This window comes from Natrononativus amylolyticus (genome assembly GCF_024362525.1).
GTDB lineage: Archaea > Halobacteriota > Halobacteria > Halobacteriales > Natrialbaceae > Natrononativus > Natrononativus amylolyticus.
Genome location: NZ_CP101459.1, coordinates 13,808 through 31,845, shown reverse-complemented (window position 1 = coordinate 31,845; position 18,038 = coordinate 13,808). Strand labels below are relative to the sequence as shown.

At 48.7% G+C, this 18,038-nt stretch carries 16 protein-coding genes and 5 pseudogenes; 10 read left to right on the top strand and 11 right to left on the bottom strand.

Annotated elements, in window-relative coordinates:
- Nucleotides 1-6 precede the first annotated feature (6 nt).
- Complete coding sequence (locus NMQ11_RS15590; RefSeq protein WP_255171275.1) at nt 7-705, top strand: nucleoside/nucleotide kinase family protein; 699 nt, start codon at nt 7-9, stop codon at nt 703-705.
- Between the two features lie 26 nt (nt 706-731).
- On the opposite strand, the gene NMQ11_RS15585 is transcribed toward NMQ11_RS15590, so the two are convergent.
- Nucleotides 732-1,865, bottom strand: coding sequence for a glycosyltransferase family 4 protein (locus tag NMQ11_RS15585; protein ID WP_255171274.1), 1,134 nt, complete (start codon nt 1,863-1,865; stop codon nt 732-734).
- 75 nt (nt 1,866-1,940) lie between these two features.
- On the opposite strand from NMQ11_RS15585, the pseudogene NMQ11_RS20215 reads away from it, so the two are divergent.
- A pseudogene (locus NMQ11_RS20215) lies at nt 1,941-2,033 on the top strand (IS6 family transposase); the annotation flags it as partial.
- A 138-nt stretch (nt 2,034-2,171) separates the two neighbouring features.
- Here the strand turns inward: NMQ11_RS20215 and NMQ11_RS15580 are convergent.
- Nucleotides 2,172-2,309: pseudogene (locus tag NMQ11_RS15580) on the bottom strand (IS5/IS1182 family transposase); the annotation flags it as partial.
- Between the two features lie 15 nt (nt 2,310-2,324).
- Between NMQ11_RS15580 and NMQ11_RS20210 the strand changes: the two are divergent.
- Both NMQ11_RS20210 and NMQ11_RS15575 read left to right on the top strand, forming a co-directional pair.
- Nucleotides 2,325-2,648 carry a transposase gene (locus tag NMQ11_RS20210; protein ID WP_425607723.1) on the top strand — a complete coding sequence of 108 codons (324 nt, stop codon included), beginning with the start codon at nt 2,325-2,327 and terminating at the stop codon, nt 2,646-2,648.
- Nucleotides 2,649-2,790: 142 nt separating this feature from the next.
- On the top strand, nt 2,791-4,263 hold the full coding sequence (locus tag NMQ11_RS15575; protein WP_255171273.1) for a flippase: 1,473 nt from the start codon (nt 2,791-2,793) through the stop codon (nt 4,261-4,263).
- Nucleotides 4,264-4,336: 73 nt separating this feature from the next.
- Here the strand turns inward: NMQ11_RS15575 and NMQ11_RS15570 are convergent.
- The 3 genes and pseudogenes from NMQ11_RS15570 to NMQ11_RS15560 form a co-directional block, all read right to left on the bottom strand.
- Nucleotides 4,337-4,579: pseudogene (locus tag NMQ11_RS15570) on the bottom strand (IS5/IS1182 family transposase); the annotation flags it as partial.
- Nucleotides 4,580-4,667: 88 nt separating this feature from the next.
- Nucleotides 4,668-6,287 carry a hypothetical protein gene (locus NMQ11_RS15565; protein ID WP_255171272.1) on the bottom strand — a complete coding sequence of 540 codons (1,620 nt, stop codon included), beginning with the start codon at nt 6,285-6,287 and terminating at the stop codon, nt 4,668-4,670.
- A gap of 921 nt (nt 6,288-7,208) precedes the next feature.
- A complete protein-coding gene (locus NMQ11_RS15560; RefSeq protein WP_255171594.1) occupies nt 7,209-7,640 on the bottom strand; it encodes a Cdc6/Cdc18 family protein in 432 nt (143 codons plus the stop codon).
- Here NMQ11_RS15560 and NMQ11_RS20290 point away from each other — a divergent pair.
- Together NMQ11_RS20290 and NMQ11_RS15550 are read left to right on the top strand one after the other, a co-directional pair.
- Nucleotides 7,639-7,779: a hypothetical protein gene (locus NMQ11_RS20290; RefSeq protein WP_486651788.1), complete on the top strand. Its 141-nt coding sequence runs from the start codon at nt 7,639-7,641 to the stop codon at nt 7,777-7,779. The two genes, NMQ11_RS15560 and NMQ11_RS20290, sit on opposite strands and share 2 nt — an antisense overlap.
- Nucleotides 7,780-8,130: 351 nt before the next feature.
- Entirely contained in the window at nt 8,131-9,213 is a 1,083-nt protein-coding gene (locus NMQ11_RS15550; protein ID WP_255171271.1) for a GNAT family N-acetyltransferase, read from the top strand.
- A gap of 10 nt (nt 9,214-9,223) precedes the next feature.
- Here NMQ11_RS15550 and NMQ11_RS15545 read toward each other — a convergent pair whose 3' ends face one another.
- Entirely contained in the window at nt 9,224-10,135 is a 912-nt protein-coding gene (locus NMQ11_RS15545) for a polysaccharide deacetylase family protein (protein ID WP_255171270.1), read from the bottom strand.
- 237 nt (nt 10,136-10,372) lie between these two features.
- Here NMQ11_RS15545 and NMQ11_RS15540 point away from each other — a divergent pair.
- Nucleotides 10,373-11,193, top strand: a pseudogene (locus NMQ11_RS15540) (IS5 family transposase).
- Between the two features lie 71 nt (nt 11,194-11,264).
- On the opposite strand, the pseudogene NMQ11_RS15535 reads toward NMQ11_RS15540, so the two are convergent.
- Nucleotides 11,265-11,501, bottom strand: a pseudogene (locus NMQ11_RS15535) (IS4 family transposase); the annotation flags it as partial.
- Nucleotides 11,502-11,833: 332 nt separating this feature from the next.
- On the opposite strand from NMQ11_RS15535, the gene NMQ11_RS15530 reads away from it, so the two are divergent.
- A complete protein-coding gene (locus NMQ11_RS15530) occupies nt 11,834-12,766 on the top strand; it encodes an NAD-dependent epimerase/dehydratase family protein (RefSeq protein ID WP_255171269.1) in 933 nt (310 codons plus the stop codon).
- A gap of 34 nt (nt 12,767-12,800) precedes the next feature.
- Here the strand turns inward: NMQ11_RS15530 and NMQ11_RS15525 are convergent, their stop codons facing one another.
- Entirely contained in the window at nt 12,801-13,013 is a 213-nt protein-coding gene (locus tag NMQ11_RS15525; RefSeq protein WP_345781478.1) for a phage repressor protein, read from the bottom strand.
- A gap of 69 nt (nt 13,014-13,082) precedes the next feature.
- Nucleotides 13,083-14,057 carry an ROK family protein gene (locus NMQ11_RS15520; protein ID WP_255171268.1) on the bottom strand — a complete coding sequence of 325 codons (975 nt, stop codon included), beginning with the start codon at nt 14,055-14,057 and terminating at the stop codon, nt 13,083-13,085.
- A 331-nt stretch (nt 14,058-14,388) separates the two neighbouring features.
- Between NMQ11_RS15520 and NMQ11_RS15515 the strand changes: the two genes are divergently transcribed.
- Together NMQ11_RS15515 and NMQ11_RS15510 are read left to right on the top strand one after the other, a co-directional pair.
- Nucleotides 14,389-15,171, top strand: a complete 783-nt coding sequence (locus NMQ11_RS15515; protein WP_255171267.1) for an HpcH/HpaI aldolase family protein — start codon at nt 14,389-14,391, stop codon at nt 15,169-15,171.
- A gap of 253 nt (nt 15,172-15,424) precedes the next feature.
- The gene (locus NMQ11_RS15510) at nt 15,425-16,561 is read left to right on the top strand and encodes an O-antigen ligase family protein (RefSeq protein WP_255171266.1); all 1,137 of its coding nucleotides are present in this window, start codon (nt 15,425-15,427) and stop codon (nt 16,559-16,561) included.
- Nucleotides 16,562-16,620: 59 nt separating this feature from the next.
- Here the strand turns inward: NMQ11_RS15510 and NMQ11_RS20205 are convergent, their stop codons facing one another.
- Both NMQ11_RS20205 and NMQ11_RS15505 read right to left on the bottom strand, forming a co-directional pair.
- Nucleotides 16,621-17,286, bottom strand: a complete 666-nt coding sequence (locus NMQ11_RS20205) for an HNH endonuclease (protein WP_425607717.1) — start codon at nt 17,284-17,286, stop codon at nt 16,621-16,623.
- A complete protein-coding gene (locus NMQ11_RS15505) occupies nt 17,273-17,737 on the bottom strand; it encodes an HNH endonuclease (protein WP_255171265.1) in 465 nt (154 codons plus the stop codon). Before NMQ11_RS15505 ends, NMQ11_RS20205 begins: the two co-directional genes overlap by 14 nt.
- Nucleotides 17,738-18,038 lie beyond the last annotated feature (301 nt).

The window sequence follows — 18,038 nt, the reverse complement described above, 5'->3', positions numbered from 1 at the left end:
ATTAACATGAGTTATAATCAATATCCAGTAATTGAATTCGCGGGGGTTCCTGGAGTCGGAAAGTCAACAATTGTTGCCGAATTGATTCATACTCAACCGACTTTAGTCAAGTCCCCATCTTACACATTAGACCATGAGTCATGTGTTTTGAAAAGAAATGTTTTAAAAATTATAAAGATATTATCAACGACTACTCAATCCCCAACTTTTACCAGACTATCTTTAAAAACATTATTCCAACAACCAACGATGACGTGGTTCAAACAATTACTCAACTGGTATTTAGTTGTAGGGTATCATCGGTCAGCAAACAGCATAACAATCCTAGACCAAGGCATTTTACAAGCAATTTGGTCAATTAGTTATACACTCGGAAGATCTAACGGGCAAGATTTATATTCTCAGTGTGAATCTATAATTCAATCTCCTCCTCAACTGTTTATAGTTCTCACGGCGAACCAAGAGACGATAATTGACCGGCTTAGAAACCGTAAAAGACAGAAAAATGACTATTTACCAAATACCTTTTCTTTCGACCAGGAAACCGTTAAGCAGTCGTGTTTGTTAATGGAGTCTGTCCAAGAAATGTTTCATCAGACAGCTAATGAGATTCCTGGCTTCAACGTTGCTCAGATCGACACTACTGATAAAAATGTATCAGATGTAAAAGAGGAAGCCACTTCTCTTATTAACAGTTTTATTTAAAATAGGGCGATCATAGAATGTGTTATTCAATCACACTTAATTATCTCTTCAACCAATTCATCCGCATTTTTGGAAAATTCCTCAAATGTATGGTTTTTTGCTGTTTCGTATCCTCGTTCCGAAACATTTCGGAATTCCTCAGGGTTATTGATTACTTTGTTGAGTTGTTCAACTAGTGAGTTTACATCATTAATGGGAAAAAGCAATCCATTTACTCCATCATCGATATAATCATTAATTCCTCTAGTATCTGAACCGATGACAATAGTGCCCGCTGCTAGGGCCTCAATACCAGTTGTCACATAACCCTCAAAATATGATGGGATAATCATCGCAAGAGAATTTTCAAGAAGTGACTTTTTTTCATTTCCTTTCACAAAACCTGGGAAAACAACGTTGTTTATATTCTCACTTTGGACTATACTCTCTAACTTCTTCCGCTCTCTTCCCTTGCCTGCAATAACTAACTGATAGTCTGGATGTCTCTTATTAATTATCTCCCAAGCCTTCAATAATACTGGTATGTTTTTCACATTAACCAACCTACCTAGAAATAGCAGCGTTTTTGATTCTGGACTAAAATTATATTGGAGGTGCGTAGTGTTTACACAAGGTCTTAAAATGGATGTTCGGGAATAATTGTGGTAATCCCTAATCCTCATTTCAGTACTAGGGCCCGCGCAAATAATATGGGGCTTTCCTAAGTAGGGAATGGTCCGGTCGACCCACTCAACAACAGTTCCTTTGATTCGACCATCAATATCTTTTGAAGAAGACAATCTAAAATTATGGATAATAACTGCCGTCTTTGTATTTCTTGCAAAGAAGTGAAGTGGAATATGCGGGAGATGGGAGATGTTGTCAATGACCAAATCATAATCATTCGATTCTATAATATTCTTAACCATTCTCCCTCCTTTAAAAGCTTGGATCAATCTTATAAAAGGACTATTTGGATTGGGATATTTGAACGTGATATACTCAATATTATCATAATCAGGTGGTGAATTATCCTTCGCATATGGTGTTAGAACATCTACCTCCCAATTCTTTCTGGCTAGACCTTTAGATAGATTGTGCACATATGTTCCTGATCCACCTCTTTTTTCCGGATCATATGTTGTAATATTATCGCGTAACAAGACTCTTCCACGACTCATAGATTGGTACTAATCTTCTTGGCTAATAATTTTAGCGAAGTTGATTATTACCCCCCCATAAGTTGATTTGGACAAATGCTCGCAGACCCGCACAGTGAGAGCTGCGACGCGGATTTAGAAGGTGCTTGGGAGAACGAGCGGACGGCTCTATTGAATCCGCTGAGGGCAACAAGTTTCATTGTTTGACGTTGTAGAGTGTGACTGCGAGATTGATTCCACGGAACTGGCGGTTACCATATACACGTTCGGATGAAGGAGTCTTACGAGCGCTTGATCACTCAGTTCACGGTTTCACAGATCGTATTAAACGTCGATAACCACGTCCTGCACAGTATCAATGAGAAACGTCGCTTGTATCGCCCACACGTCTCGGTTACAGCGGTTGAGGTAGTGGTTTGATGCCTGTCGACGGTCGAACTAGGTGGCGTCGATAGCGCCGTGACCGAACTACTGAAACAGATGCGCCAACTCGCTGACCAGCATTACCCGGATGCAACTACTCGTATCCGGATAGTACTCGACAACTTCAATACGCATACTGAACAGGCGTTCTACGAGTATCTCCGGCCGGCCGAGGCTCGTCAATTATTGGAACGACCGGAGTTCTATTTCACGCCCAGGCACGAGAGGTGGCTCAATATGGTAGAAATCGAGTTCAGCGTACTTTCATCTCAGTGTTTCGATCAGCGCATTCGGACTCAGCGCTCCTTCGTTCGGATGTGGCTGCATGGGTGCCCCATCAGAACGAGTCATCTTCCTCTATTGATTGGCTGTTTTCGATGACGGACGCTTGAACGAAACTACTACCAGTCTATCCCGTCTCAAATAACGCTTGAAACAACAATAGATATTCTCAGTCATATTGAACGTCACATATTCGGAATTTTCGCAAGATATAATAACTTGTTTGGCGACGTTTTTCTAAATGAGTCTTATCTCTGATCTTAGTAAACGATTCCGAGCTGAACTTGTTGGTCGGATTATTGATGTTATTTCAGGAGGAATACTAATCGTCGCTTTAGCCCATCTACTGGATCCAAACGCATATGGATTATTATTTCTGGCGATTTCCATCTTTGGGATGGCCGAGATACTAAGCAGATTTGGAATCGCAAAATCCGCTGCCCGATTTATAGTTGAACACAGAGGTTCGAACCCCACCCAAATTACATACATCTTAAAATTCTCATTCATCTACAATATTGTTATGATTATAATTGTCTCTGTGGTTTTTTTACTATCACACGCTCATATAGCGTATTTGCTGGAAGAGCCGGATCTTGTTCCCCTTCTTATAGTTGGAGTCCTATATATTGCATTCTCCACTCTTGTCGTATTTAATCGCCACGTGCTGCAAGGGTTTGAGGCAATAGAAATAAGTGCACTGTTAAACGCTGGAGTTAGTATTATCCAACTTCTATTTGCTGTTGGATTTGTTCTCCTTGGATATGGGGTTATTGGAGCACTTGTTGGATACATTCTTGGTTTTATTATTATCAGTATTTTAGGCCTATCTTACATATATATTCAATACTATCGTGGTGGGGAGAAGAGAGATACTGAGATCGATCTTCAACGGCAAATTGTCTCTTATTCGTTCCCTTTGATTGCGACAAACAGTGCAAATGTTCTTGCAAAACAAGTCGACACTATTTTGGTTGGGTTTTTTCTCAACCCGACTGCAGTAGCGTTTTACACAATCAGTAAACAAGTGATCACATTTGTAGAAACCCCAATATCGGCACTAGGTTTCACACTTTCGCCAACATACGCTGCTCAAAAAACAAGTGGCAACTCAGAAACAGCAGCTAGAATATATGAGAGGGCTTTTTCATATGGATTATTATTATATGTACCTGGAGCGGCAGGACTTATCTTGATATCTGAACCGATGATTAGAATTATTTTTGGAAGTGATTATCTTGGTGCTGTCCCTGTATTACAGATACTATCTATCTATGCTATTTTACAATCAATTACTAAAATCACAAGTGAAGGACTTGATTTTCTTGGAAGAGCTCAAGAACGAGCAATCCTCATGGTGATTACATCGGTCTTGAATGCGGTTCTAAACATAATACTTATTCCAATTGTTGGAGTTATTGGAGCAGCAATTGCCACTGTGATCACTTATTCGATCTATACAGTTGGCACAGTTTTCCTTATTACGATAGAGCTCAAAATCAGTGTAAAATTCTTGTTCCAGAGAATAGCGGTAGCCATATCTATATCAGTGATAATATATTTGATTGTTTCACAGTTTATCGAATACATTACCGGTTTTATAACCCTATTTGCAATTGTGGGATTAGGGGTTGTGATTTGGCTATCCTTATTACATATACTTGGGGTTTTTAACGTACGGAAATCATATGAAAAAGTAATTGGATCCGATTAGCATTGTATAGTGGAGCATCGCCGTAGGTGTTTACTGACCAAGTGATACCATACGACGGTTGATTTCGCCAGTTGACGGCACGCATGATGTTGTAGACGATACATATCCGGACGAATTCACGGAATTCTCGATACCAGCTTCGCGCACGCACCATTCAGTTGTGCGTGTGGCTGATCACCGAGAAGACGTTCTCAGACAATGCTCTCTGGCTGTAGAGAACTGCTCGATCCGCGCATTGTGCGCGTAATCGATGAGGACTGAACTCACGATGCTTAATAAGTGGTCCGACGCCTTCTTTCCTCAATTTCTTGCGTAAATGCTCCCTGCCAGGCCAACTCCAAGATCTACTTTCTTCGCGAACCTAACTAACTTAACAGTACTTTGCATTTCATGCCGATAAACGGTTATTCCCCCTTAATATACATTGTGTCGTAGTACCCATCCGAGTATATTTTACTAATATCATTTCTATTATTAAGGTCTTCATAATAGTAACCAAGAGGGTAGTATCTTACCCAGTCAATTCCAGAAACAGTTGGATGTGATAATCTATTTTTATTTATTATTATGTATTCTGATATATTGTCGGGTGGTGATTTTCCATCAATAATCATTGCCATAACATCTTGACTATAGAATTCGCGAGGCACATCATCCGGATGTTCTTCATATTCCCCAGCGACAGCTAAAATTTCTTCTGTAGTCTGAAAGTCAGATGTGAAAGTTCCCTGTCCATACTCGTCATGAAAGTTATACTTGTTAGATGTGGCGTCCCGGTCCGTGGCTGGAGCATTCAAACCATATCCAATTATCGCACCTGCATTTATAAGAGATATACATATGATTATTAATCCAAATAGCTTTATCAGATTCCGCGAACAGTGTTTGTATAAATAATAGGCCGCTATTATTGGTCCTAAGAGTCTTAATGAGCGTAACCTCAATTCACCGATAAGGAAAAAGTATAGTCCCATTTGAGTTGTTGTCGATAGTAATAAAGAAATCAAAAATAGCTCTCGTGGGGATCGAGAGAATGGAGAAATACCTCCGCGATATGTATTCCAAAGGAATCCAAAAATGATTGGAAGAAAAATGATTATGTACCAGAGAGCACCAGATATAAAATAAATATCAGGGTGCTCAACAGAGTAAGCATATGGACGAACTGGACCCTCTTCAGGTGAAAAAAGTGTTTGAACCGATATTAAAAAATCAACCAGTCTATTGCCAATAAATTGCTCAAAAACTTTATCATTGAACCAAAAATATATTACTGTTGAAAGAATCGCCATTCCAGCAATTCCTCTTATTTTGATTGATGGATGAAAATATTTAGAGATTAGAAACCATAATGTCAAAAACCAAAACAATGATACAGACCACATAGAAATGGGAGGGCCCCATAAATGCAATGAAATAAACATTAAAATAGTTAAAAAGGCATCGCGAACATCACTATAAAAAATAAAGTTAAATGTAGTAAGTGAGAATATGAGAAATAGTGGTATTGTTATATAATATTCTTTGTAATGAGGTTCAGCAGCAAAATGAAAAATAATTAGAGCGCCCCCTATGAGAACTGGTATTTCATTTTCTGTTGAGAGTTTCATACCAGCATAGATAAATGGAATTGCTAAGATCGTGACTATCGGGAGATATATCACATAAACTGGATACAAACCTAGTATTTCGGATAGCACACCGAGAAATACCCCTTCAAACGGTATGCCTTCAAATCCATCGGTTATATCTCCATCGGGCATCTGATATGATAATATTCCTACCCTCCTGAATATGAATCCAGAAGATGTTCTTTGATCATACCAATTAATAGAAGAAAAACATACCAGTATAGAAGAGACAATTCCGAATAACTTTATGCTCTGCAAACGCATCTTGGTAGTTGTTTGATTGCCATTACTTAAATAAAGCGATGAAGGATTCAATCTGCTGAAATCCATTGTTACAGGGGGCTCGTGTCTAATCGGCTTTCGCCCAACCAGTGCAGGCGGGCGATGGCTCACTAATTGATCGATCAACTCACTCCCGATCCCTGTCCGGTTTTCGCATTCACCCGACGGTTTTTTCGATCTTTAGTTTGATTTCTTTACCGAATTGTTCTCTTGGCTGATCATCTGGCCAGGCCCTTGCGGGTCATCAACTCAAGTTATAGGTCACTGCTTTCCTAAGTCTTCACTAGCATCTGGTGCATGCGATGGCGGTTCACCTGAAGTTCGACAAACGCGGAGACGTCTCTTGTGACTCTGGAACGATAGAGAGACCTAGGACCAGCGTACCTATCTCTTTCCTAATCATTTCTTCGTAGACCTCTTACTTGGCTGCTAGCTCCGAGATCACGGTCAGTTCGTCCTTGAGGACGGTGCGCTGCCGCAGTTCCTGTCGCCGTTCCCGTACATCCGGTTTCATACGACCCTTCGTGGAACCACTGACTGACGCCACACCCCCATGAGTGGCCGACAACGTTAGGCGTATAGCCCAAATTAACTATATCCCGCGTGTATTGGTGTCTCCCTCTTGGCGGTCACGAATAGCACACCAAACGCCTGAATAAACTATTGCCATCGCCGCTTCCCATTGGCCATTGATGATTCACACAGATCGCCCTCCTCTGAACTCACCACCAACCTGGAGACGACTCGCCGTTCAAGACGAATTTATTCGTCATTAGACTTCACCCGCTCGGCAAACTCCGTCGTGGCGTCTGTGACTCACGCTGGCACAAACGGTCTCTCCGCCAGTATTTCCAGGCTTTTTTGTATCTGTGCGGTCGTCACCGGCGGGACAATCTCGCCAGGTCCCTGCGTCCACGACGTCATCGTAGTCAGCATAAGCAGATGTTGGAGCGGTAATCGCGACAGTCGCTCAAGAACCGTGGCTTCTTCACCTGCCCTATATTCACCGCGTGTCCCTCCTCGCTAACCGCCTCAAGCCTTTCCTCGTTGCTCGTCTCGCTGGCGTGGCGAAACAGCGTAAGTACCTTGGAGCGTCGCCCCACCGGTTGGCCACTTCATTGAAGCCGTAGTCGAAAACCTTGTCGGGGCTGCGTCCTCTCGAAACGCCTGCTCAGCTCCCAGGGCGAGTGGCGCCTTGAACTCCGCGGCATTATAGGGTGGTAAGAACATCTCCTCGTTGTCCATGGTACTCTCAACGCGGCTGTCGAGGTATAGATTTGCCTCGAGTAATTCGTTGATCACGGGGCACAACAATAACGAGATGATGCGTTTTAGTTTGTTTTCCCCGCGTAGCAGATGATAGAAGAGATCAAAAGAATCGTAATTCATGTAGTCGCGGATGTGATTGGTACGAGTGATACGTATAGCCAAGAAATTGGTCTCACAGGCGATCGACGTGCTCATGGATCTCTCGGACCACCGATTCGCGATCCGCAAACAGACCGAACGGAAGAACAGCCTTCTCTACACAGATCGGAGAATCTTCCCCCAGCGGGCGCAAAGATCCCGGGCGAGACACAGAGCGGACTCAGTCAGCCGGTGACAGCTGGAGTCCACGGTTAGAAAGGCATAAGCGGAACTCGAGAGAGAAATCTCTCAAAAACCTCACCACACTTTAACTGGGGGTTGTAAGTATTGGGCCGACTATCTATCGGTTTCTTCGCCAATCGGTTATTGCCGATATCAATCGAAGACAATCAATAGCAAGTACTGAAGACATCAGTTGTCCATGAGTAACTTCTCAAGATCGTCGCGATCACCCCACCGTATCCACTTGTTGTAGTCAATTACTCCGGAACTTCGAGATACTTACTTTCACTCGAGAAAGGAAGTAGCTACAGGGTATAGCTCAGTAGATACCATTTAGTCCCCCCGTCCAAATAGATTTACAGATATGGCATTGGATGACTATTATATTCGTGATTATCGCCCTGAGGATTTGGATGAATATCTTGAACTCTATCGCTCAGTGTTTGAGGCTGTCAGAGACGATAAGTGGTTCCGATGGAAATATGAGGAGCCTCCCTCCTCTGAAAATTCAGAGATAATTGTTGCTGAGCACGAAGGTAGGATCATCGGTGCGCGGTCTTTTTTCTCGGTTAGAATGTCATGCAACAACCGGGAATACCATGCCCTTCAACCGTGCGACACAATGATTTCCCCGGAGCACCGTAGAAACGGTATTTTCACCCGAATGAACCAGAAAGCAATCCAGAAATACGAAAACAGTGATGTTCGGTTCTTTTTTAATTTCCCGAACAAGAAGGCGCTTCCAGGGAATTTAAAGATGGGATGGGAATTTGTACAGCCACTTGAGCGGCATTACCGCATTCAGAACCCCGACAGGATTGCCCAGTTGAAATTTGACAGCAGATTTGCAACCCTTACTGGGAAAGTTGCTTCAGCAGCGTTTCAGGGATATTGTCAAATTCAAAATCTCCGGTCCTCATCAATTTCTGGACTGTCAATTGAGCGGTACGATCATGTCCCAGCTAACGAATTTTCCGAACTTCACAATCAAAACCGGCCCATAGCAATCCATGCTATCCGAGACGAGACTTTCTATAACTGGAAGTTCCAAAACCCAAAATGGGACTATCGTGCATATATTGCTCGAGACAATGGTGAATCCATAGCTGCAACAATCTTTGCATCGAAATCGAACGGGCTGAACCAAACTCGAATCGTGGAGAGTCTCCCGATCCAAGCAGAAAACGCCCCATTTACCGCAACTGAGTGCCTCTATCGTGAGGCGATTGTAGATCATTCTCAAACAGACTTCTTTATTGCTGCTGGAAACGCCATTCCAGAGAAGGTTCTCCGTCGATTAGGCTTCCTTTCAGATGGGTCTATACCGCTTTCTTTTAAACTCACTCAAAAAAACATGGTGGCAAGGAGTCTCAGTGGAGATCTGCCTATTGATCTATCTAATCCTGACAATTGGGCTGTGAACTTTACTGAATTAGATACTACGTGATTTCTCCGTTCTACTGACCCCGAACTGCTTCATTTAGCTGAGCCATTGTCTTTGTTTGAACATCGTCACGGGAACTAACCATACTAAAGAGCTTATCAATGTGTTTTATTTGTTGTTTTGAGGAGAAGTTATAAACGTGGCACCAAAGGTGGACAACCTGATTGTTCTTACTAGCTTGATCAAGAGCTCGTTTAATTCCATATCGGTATGTTCGCCCCCGAAACTCTGTTGGAATTAGTTTGAAAACTGATGGTGGACTTGACCGGCCTCGGGGAAGCAATGGAACAGTGAGCGAAGGAAAGCGTGAGACGTACGTCTCAACAACATCATCCACAGTCCGGGGGGTGTGTGCGAATGGCAGTCCAACAAATAACTCCCAGAAGAGTCCCGGTCGGGTGCTGGATTGTAGGGGTCGACCCAATCTAATAATTTCGATGTTATTTTCTTTGAGAGTTTCCATTTCAGGCTCTTGATGACGGGGTGGAACCAATGATTTCGTTTTAGAACGGTATCTCTCATAATGAGTTCTTTGAGCCTCTCTCAAATCTGCTTGAGCAACGTTACGTGACATATCTTCAAATAGAATATGGCTGTAAGTATGCGTACAGACTTCGTGATTGACATCTGTATTATCAATTGCATTGATAAGGTCAGGGCCGTAGAACAAACCCTTTTGACCGGTTTCCGAACTAAACCAACCAGATGGATACAAATGTCTGTCATTATTTGTATCGCACTTATCAAACAATTTCCCAACAACGTTGAATGTAACTGCAACTGAATGCCGATCTGCAATCTGAAGGAAGAGGTCTAGAAACTCTCTTTCAACACTACCATCAGCACTCAAATGACTGAAATCATTAAGATCATGGGTGCCCCATCCAAGTTCAACCTCAATGCTGACAACGAAAGTTGCAGTCATTATTATGCAATCTTCGGCCAGATGCTATATATGTTTCTGATTCGTCAGGTATCATTGTTCTGAGCGTAGAACCGTGTCTTCCGTCTTCTTGGATGTTCGCTGCTTCGAAACTTTCAACGCAGTTCTCGGCTATGACACTGCTTTGACCATCACTTCCGAGGCTCTGGTGAATCGCAAGAAAGCGCTGACTTGACCCGTCAGACCTAGGGAGTTGAAGCGGGAAACGGCGGATGGTTCATGTCCAAAATTTCCCGCTTCACTGGGAAGGTCGTGGCGTTAGCTAAAAGTGCTGTTGGTGGCCGAGGCGAATCCGCCACCCTGCGGGGCGGCGGATTCGCCGATTACGCCGTTGTTTCGCTACATTGTTTACGGATTTATTTAGAGAAATCCTACCGCGAGGCGCTCGATCTCCTGAGCGAGATGCCACAAATACTGGCGGAGATCGGCCTTCTGAAGGACGATCTCCCTGATCACTCGACGCTCGTGAAGGCGTTTGACAGGGTCAAGATGGCGGTCTGGCGAATGCTTCTGCGCCTGTCGGCGCAACTGCACGAGCCATCTGGTCATGCTGCGATGGACGCGACATTTTTCGACCGCAAGAACGCGAGCAAACACTACTGTCGCCGCACGAATTACCGTGTCCAGACGCTCAAAACAACCGCTCTCGTCGATACTGAGCCACAAGCTGTTCTCGACGTTCACTGCACGACCGAGAAACGGCATGACACCCAGCTCGGTTGGCAACTCGCCCGCGTTGCGGCGGGCGAGTTACCCAGCCTCGCCGCCGACGAAGGCTACGATTGGCAGCAATTACGCGATAAGTTGAGGGAAGAAGGCGTGAGACCGCTAATCAAGCATCGTGAGTTCCGTCTCATCGATCACGCGCATAACGCGCGGATCGATGAACACTCTACGGCCAGAGAGCGTTATCTGAGACCATCTTCTAAGTGATCAAGCGCACGCTCGGCGATGCCGTGCGTGCGCGAAGCCAGTATCGAGATTTCCGTGAAATCGTCCTGATGTGTGTCGTCTACAACATCAAGCGTACTGTGAACTAAGCAAATTCAATGCCGTATAGCGATTCACCACGGCCCTCTAGCCTGCTCCTTTTTCCGGGTTCCGTAATCCTCGAGAGAAGTTCGTGCAACCGAAAGGCGGTACCATCAGCGATCATCACGTCCCCTGCCCGGTTGATATCAGTGTCAACAGCATCAGGAATAACGACCTCGTGGAGCACGGTCTCGACGAGGTCGCAGAAGTACTCTGTGCGAGATGGTGTCAACCGCTGATAGTAGCCGTCTGGCGAACTCGTCTTGTCAACCGTCGAGTTGTAGCTGCATCTAAACCCCGCGAGTGTTCGGCGTTGTCATCGACGAGCAACCAGAGCGCAATTGGTTCATAGAGTTACTCGATGTGTTCGGCCGCCTGGAGTCGGTCGAGCCGTTTCCAGATAGTGTGCCTTGAATATCCGGTTCAATCGATAATCAGACATGGCTGATGGCTCGTGGGGTAGGAAGTAAGAGTGCCTCAAACCGCCCCGTCACAGCTACTTGCGTTACCCAGCGTACCAGCGAGCGTTCCCAGTTCGATTTAAGTAGACCTAACATCAGTAATATGGTTTTTATTGACTAGGTCAGATGGAGTGCTATCTCACAAAGAGTCGAAGGAATCAAACCAGATTCCATCGATTATGATATTATGGACATTTCCGGATTGACGGATCAAACAGTCCTCATTACAGGGGGTGCGGGATTTATTGGAGGCCACCTCGCAGATCATCTGGTATCCAACAATGACGTCCGCATCGTCGATTCGTTCACGACTGGCAGCCGTGCGAACGTCCCCAAAGAGACAACCTGCCTCGACGGTGATATCTGCGACAGGAAAACCATCGAGCGAGCCACCGCGGACGTAGACCTGATCTTCCACGAAGCCGCACTCGTGAGTGTCCAGCAATCGGTCGAAGCCCCCGAGAAAAGCCACGCGATCAACGTCCGGGCAACGCTATCGCTGCTCGAGCGCGCTCGCAAAATTGACGCACGAGTCGTCCTCGCCTCAAGTGCAGCGATTTACGGCCATCCCGAACAGATCCCGATCCGCGAAACAGACGCGAAAACCCCGTCCTCACCCTACGGGCTCGAGAAGCTCACGATCGACCACTACGCCAGACAGTACCACGACCTCTATGGACTTGACACGGTCGCATTGCGCTACTTTAACGTCTACGGCCCACGCCAATCAGCGGGTGACTACAGTGGGGTCATTAGTATTTTCCTCGAGCAAGCCCAGAACGACGATCCAATCACGATCTATGGCGACGGCGAACAGACGCGCGATTTCGTCTACGTCGACGATGTCGTCCAGGCGAACCTCCTCGCAGCCGACTCTGATCACTCGGGAGAGGCGTACAACGTCGGCACCGGCGAGAGTGTCACGATCAACGAACTCGCGGAGACGATCGTAGACGTCACGGACTCGAATTCGGACATCGTCCACACCGAAGAACGAGAGGGAGACATCCGCCACAGCGAACCGGATATCTCGAAGATTCAAACCGACCTGGGCTACGAGCCCACCGTCTCGCTGAAAGAGGGCCTCGAGAAAACGATCCAGGCATCTAAATCCAGCTAGTTCACTCGAAACGCGACTGGCTCACTCGAGTTCCTCAACCGATACCTCCCCTTCGAGGTATGTCTTCTCTTTCGAACTCCCCTGGTAGTAGTCCCTCATCTTCAACCCTCTCGGGCAGGCCGTGTTGCTTGAACTCTCCGAGCCGCTGTTGAACCGTCGAGTAGCCGGTCTCGTGGCCGTGGCGGTTGAGATTCCGGTAGAGCGGCTTTGCCGGTAACTCGAGGACAAGACCACCTTTGAGTGCCAACCGACCGACGCAGAGACGAGTTCGCTATCTTCGTCGCTGTAAAGCGAGTACCGAGTATCCGTAGTCGCTTCAATCCGATGCGGGTACGGTAGCTCGAGAAATTTCCTCAGCTCGATCCATATACGTTCCCAGCGCACCGTATAATCCGATTTCTTCACCTAGTGGCGTCATCTCGAGCGTCGGCGGATCGACGAAACAGAATTCCTCGAGATGCTTCCTCACTCCCTCGAGCAGCCACTCCTCGTTGTTCAACGCCACACCACCACCCAGCGTGACCATCCCTGGGTTGTGGATATTACAGAGCGTCCCGATCCCGGCAGCGTTGTACCGACTGATCTGCTCGAGACATGCTCGAGCGAACGGATCCCCATTCTCAGCAGCCGCAAACACCTCTGGTGCGGTGAGATCCGCCACGTCGATTCGAGCGAGTTCGCTGGCGGTTACAGCGGAGGTGTCCCGCTTGAACCGCTGTTCGACATATTGTGGAATCCCCCGCCCCGAACAGAACGCCTCCCAAGCGCCCGTCACGCCTGAGCTCTCGAGTTCACTCCCTGGATCGATAGAAATCAACCCGAACTCGCCGGCCTGTCCTGACTCTCCCCGTAGCAACTGTCCGTTTTCCACGACACCACCGCCGATTCCGGTGCCAAAGGTTACGTGAATCACGCAGTCGTGTTCCCCGCGACGGCCGAAATACCACTCGCCGAGCGCGGAGGCCGAGCAATCGTTCTCGAGATACACTGGTAGCGCAAACGCACGTTCGACCGGCTCCCGAAGATCGATTTTGTCAATTAACTCCCCGTCGACGGTGTCGAACTTCCGAATACACCCTGCCTCAGGATCGACCAATCCCGGCGCGGAGATTGCCACCGCATCCAGTGGTATTTCTTGCTGCAGTTCCTCGAGCGTCTCGCATACCTGTTCCGCCAGTCGATGCGGCTGTGTCGGTTCCGTCGAGACGTCCATCACGAAGTCTCCCGCCGGCGTTCCGATAGTATAGTGAAAATTCGTGCTCCCGATACCGAAGAGCGCGACCAGATCCATAAGATAGATAACAAGATGCCACACTTAGTAATTTCGGCCGCACTGTCCGATATTACAGAAATACATCCCATAATCGGTAATTGTATAACCAATACTGATTCGCGATCCTGTCTTTTGAAGCTGCCAGAAACATATCTCGAAAACACATAATAGTGGCACCAGCTGTCGGACAGCGTTACGGAGAGTATCGACCGGTACCGATCTGCTAATACGAACCACTCGTCTGCACCTCCCGAATAGTGCCTATAATTCCGAAATTGCCGAGCCGAGACCCCTCGAGACGAATTTCCGCCATCCCCGCGTTCAAATGCCGACGGCGGGAGTGTAGCGTATGGACGACGCATCACGACCCCTGCTGAACACAGACGAACACGCGGTGGGGAACTGGATTTCGATTGGCCACCCGACGGTCGCGGAGGTTTGCGCCCGCGGGTTCGACTTCGTGATCATCGACACCGAACACACCCCTACCGGTCTCGAGTCGCTCGAAAACTCCCTCCGCGCCGTCGAGGCCCTTGAGGAGGATGTCACACCTTTCGTCCGCGTCCCGTGGAACGACCCGGTCCGAATAAAACGTGTACTCGACCTGGGCGTCGCGGGGCTCATGATCCCAATGATCGAAACGGCCGAGGGGGCCGAACGGGCCGTCGAAGCGATGCGATACCCACCGGAAGGCGTTCGCGGCGCTGCCCCGGCACGCGCCTCCGACTACGGACGGACCTTCAGTGACTACTTCGAGACCGCGAACGAGCAACTCACGACGATCGTCCAGATCGAGACCGAACGCGGCGTCGAGAACGCCGCCGAGATCGTCGCCGTCGACGGCGTCGACGCGGTAATCGTCGGCCACGGCGATCTCTCGGCGTCGCTCGGCGTCTTCGGGGAATGGGAGAGCGAGCGATTCCAGACGGCCCTGCAGTCAGTGATAGACGTAGCTCACGACGCGGATACGCCGGTCGGCATGCTCGCAACCGACCGGGATGGAATTCATCGCTGGATCGACGTCGGTGTCGATTTCGTGATTGTCGGTATGGACATCGCGTACCTCGCGGAGGCCAGTGACGCAGCACGCGCAGAGTTCGAGAAACTGACTCGAAGTGACAAGTCACACTGAGCATCCCCCTCATTTCAGTCGATCCCACCGAAACCAGCCCCACCGAGCCACCGAGCGCGTCCGTTTCATTACCCAGCTGTCAGGAAGAACGGCACAGACAGCGATTAAGAGCCGGATAGGTATACAGGGCGGTGTGATACCGACCGAGAACCGGGGGGACGTACGGTCGCTAATGTCAATAATTAGTCTGCAAAAGGCTCAAGAAAGGGGGAACGACCGCTCAACAGTACCACAATTGCAGACGATTCTCGCGGTGGCTGTCATCGTCGCCAGCCTCACCGTCACCACGTGGGCGTTCCCGCGCGAAAGGGGCTACGCGATTGCGCTCGTTGCGATTTCCGCGACCGCAGTCTACGCTATCGTTTCCCCGAGGATTCGGATTCGAACGGACCCGGTCTTTGTCTTTCTCTTCGGAGGCTACTGGATCGGACTGCTGGCACACTACTATTACCACCCACACACCGAACTCCTCTACTACATCCTGGTCACGCCGCTGGTCGTCGGCACGACCGTCATCGTCTTTCCGCAGCTGATCGACGACAACCGAGAGGCGTTCGCGATGGGGCTCACGGCGGTCGCCGTCGTGATCGTCGCCATCGGACTGGTCATGCTACTCCACGAACAGACGACCGACGAGAACCTCTACCGCTGGGTGGGCGAGCCGGTGATGGGCGTTGGGAACGTTCGGACGGTGTCGATCTTCCACAACCCGAACACGTACGGCTTTTTCATGATGGTCGGGACACTGGCGGCGCTCTACACCTACCTCACTCGTCGCGGCGTGATCTGGCTCGTCGCCCTCGCGGTCTGTCTACTCGGCCTGCTCCTCGCGGAGGGTGATGCCGCCTTCGTCGGCTTTACCGTCGCCGTCGTGGTGTTGCTTGCGGGATTCGACCGTCGGTTGGCCCTCGCCGGGTTCGTGTTCGTTCTCCTTGGGGTCTACGTCGCGATCAGCCTCGGCCACGTCGGGGAGGTGATGGAGACCACGCTGATGAGCCGCGTCGACCGGTGGGTGGCCTCCCTCGAGCGCCTCGCGCAGAGCCCACTGTTCGGCATTGGCTTCGTCGACCCCGGCCCCGAAATCGGCGAGAGTAACGGACCGCACAACTCGTACCTGCACGTCCTGTTGAACACAGGTCTCATCGCCGGGGGGCTCTACCTCGGTGCGATTGCGTATGCCCTGGCTCGAGGGATCCGCGCCCGGTGGACGCCCTGGAGTGGGTTCGTCTTCGCGACCGGGATTGGGATTTTGCTGTACATGGCCTTTGAGTCGCACTTTCTCGGTGGGCTCAGCGTCTCCTCTGTGATGTTGGGGATCACGATTGGATTGTTGCTCTCGCTTGAAGAGCGGCCTCGAGAGCATCGAGATAACCGCCTGACCAAAGAGTGATCTCTCGAGGACATGCCCAACGACGCCAAATAAAGCCAGTCCGTGTGTCTGGCGGGAGGTTACTCCACTTCTTCGAGCACATCCCGTCCTCGTTGCAGTGCCGATGTAACTCGAGTCCAGTGGCCAGTTTCGAGGCCATACTCGAGATCGTCGAGAATTCTCGAAAACTCGTATCGAAGAGTGTCTCGAGTTTGCTCGAGTTGCTGCCTCGTTTGGTGCTCACGCTGCCACTTCGCCTCGTACTGCTGTACTAGCGAGGCCGACACCGCCGGACAGTACGCTCGATACGTTTGTCCGCCAGGACTGTATACGAGATTCATGCACTCGAGTTGGTGAATCAATGATTCCACGCGCTCTTTCGGTATATCGAGTTCCTTCGAAACACGTCGAATATTTCTGCGACGGCCTTTCAGGAATTCCAAAACCTGAAGCGTATCATCTCGGCCGATCGCTGCCAGTTGTCGTTCAACGTGAACACCCTCGAGTGAGCCATGACATGTTCTACAGAGCGTGACGAGATTCAGATCAACCCGCGCGTCCGACTTCGGGAGATACTTTCCGGGTACGATATGATGGGTCGACATCGCGAGCGGGAAGTGATCGTAGTTCTCGTTACAGTCACCGCAACGTTGACAGACATCATCATCTCGCTCGTTTATCTGATTCGCCCGTTTTCTCCAGCCGTATCCACGAGAGGAAGCATCGTCGAATTCACTCGCGTCCATCCGTATCACTCACAGTCTCTCTGCCTTTCTCGGTGATCTCGTAGAGTCCCCGAGTCACCTGTTGAACGTAGCCCCACCGACAGAGTCGATCGATAGACGACTGAACCGTCGTGGCTGGTAGTTCCGTCAACTGCCGTACGAGCAGGGGATTGACTCGGTCATCCTCACGTTGGCACACGCGAAGTATTTCGTATCCGTGCTCTGTAACATCCACAATGTCTTCTCTCCGAATAGCGAGCTCTGGCAGTTCCTTGGTCCAGCGTTCGAACCCGTCGCCGGCTGCGTGGACGCTTGTGTGACAACTCCGGCACATCGGAACCAAGTTGTCGAGGCTGTCGTTCGTTCGGTCTCCGTTGATGTGGTGAACAACGATCTTGCTCGTCGCGTCACACTCAATACATTCCTCACCTTTCGCGTTGAGGCACTTCTCGCGGTAGTGTTCACTACTCATTCCCTTCTTCCTCGATCAAGCGCCAGATCACGTCTTCGTAGGTTTCACCCCGACGCTTCCGACTATACAGTTCGTCAGCAAGCTCCTCGGAGACACTAATACTGGTTCGATCGGCCATGTCAACTGCTTGGGTACCGTTCCCCATATAACGCTATGCTATCTCTGAGGTTATAAGATTATGCATGAGTGGTTGAATAGTTTTATAGTGGTGGGCCTATAACCCTCTACTAGGCACGGGGATGTCTCAGAGAACCTGAGGCCGGTGTTTCAGGCACCGACCTCCGTGCTTCTGTGGTCCAGA

Excerpts from the sequence above, each read along its gene's own strand:
- NMQ11_RS15590 (WP_255171275.1), top strand. The coding sequence starts at position 7 with ATGAGTTATAATCAATATCCAGTAATTGAATTCGCGGGGGTTCCTGGA.
- NMQ11_RS15585 (WP_255171274.1), bottom strand. The coding sequence starts at position 1,865 with ATGAGTCGTGGAAGAGTCTTGTTACGCGATAATATTACAACATATGAT.
- NMQ11_RS20210 (WP_425607723.1), top strand. The coding sequence starts at position 2,325 with ATGCGCCAACTCGCTGACCAGCATTACCCGGATGCAACTACTCGTATC.
- NMQ11_RS15575 (WP_255171273.1), top strand. The coding sequence starts at position 2,791 with ATGAGTCTTATCTCTGATCTTAGTAAACGATTCCGAGCTGAACTTGTT.
- NMQ11_RS20290 (WP_486651788.1), top strand. The coding sequence starts at position 7,639 with ATGGATCTCTCGGACCACCGATTCGCGATCCGCAAACAGACCGAACGG.
- NMQ11_RS15560 (WP_255171594.1), bottom strand. The coding sequence starts at position 7,640 with ATGAGCACGTCGATCGCCTGTGAGACCAATTTCTTGGCTATACGTATC.
- NMQ11_RS15550 (WP_255171271.1), top strand. The coding sequence starts at position 8,131 with ATGGCATTGGATGACTATTATATTCGTGATTATCGCCCTGAGGATTTG.
- NMQ11_RS15545 (WP_255171270.1), bottom strand. The coding sequence starts at position 10,135 with ATGACTGCAACTTTCGTTGTCAGCATTGAGGTTGAACTTGGATGGGGC.
- NMQ11_RS15530 (WP_255171269.1), top strand. The coding sequence starts at position 11,834 with ATGGACATTTCCGGATTGACGGATCAAACAGTCCTCATTACAGGGGGT.
- NMQ11_RS15520 (WP_255171268.1), bottom strand. The coding sequence starts at position 14,057 with ATGGATCTGGTCGCGCTCTTCGGTATCGGGAGCACGAATTTTCACTAT.
- NMQ11_RS15515 (WP_255171267.1), top strand. The coding sequence starts at position 14,389 with ATGGACGACGCATCACGACCCCTGCTGAACACAGACGAACACGCGGTG.
- NMQ11_RS20205 (WP_425607717.1), bottom strand. The coding sequence starts at position 17,286 with ATGGACGCGAGTGAATTCGACGATGCTTCCTCTCGTGGATACGGCTGG.
- NMQ11_RS15505 (WP_255171265.1), bottom strand. The coding sequence starts at position 17,737 with ATGAGTAGTGAACACTACCGCGAGAAGTGCCTCAACGCGAAAGGTGAG.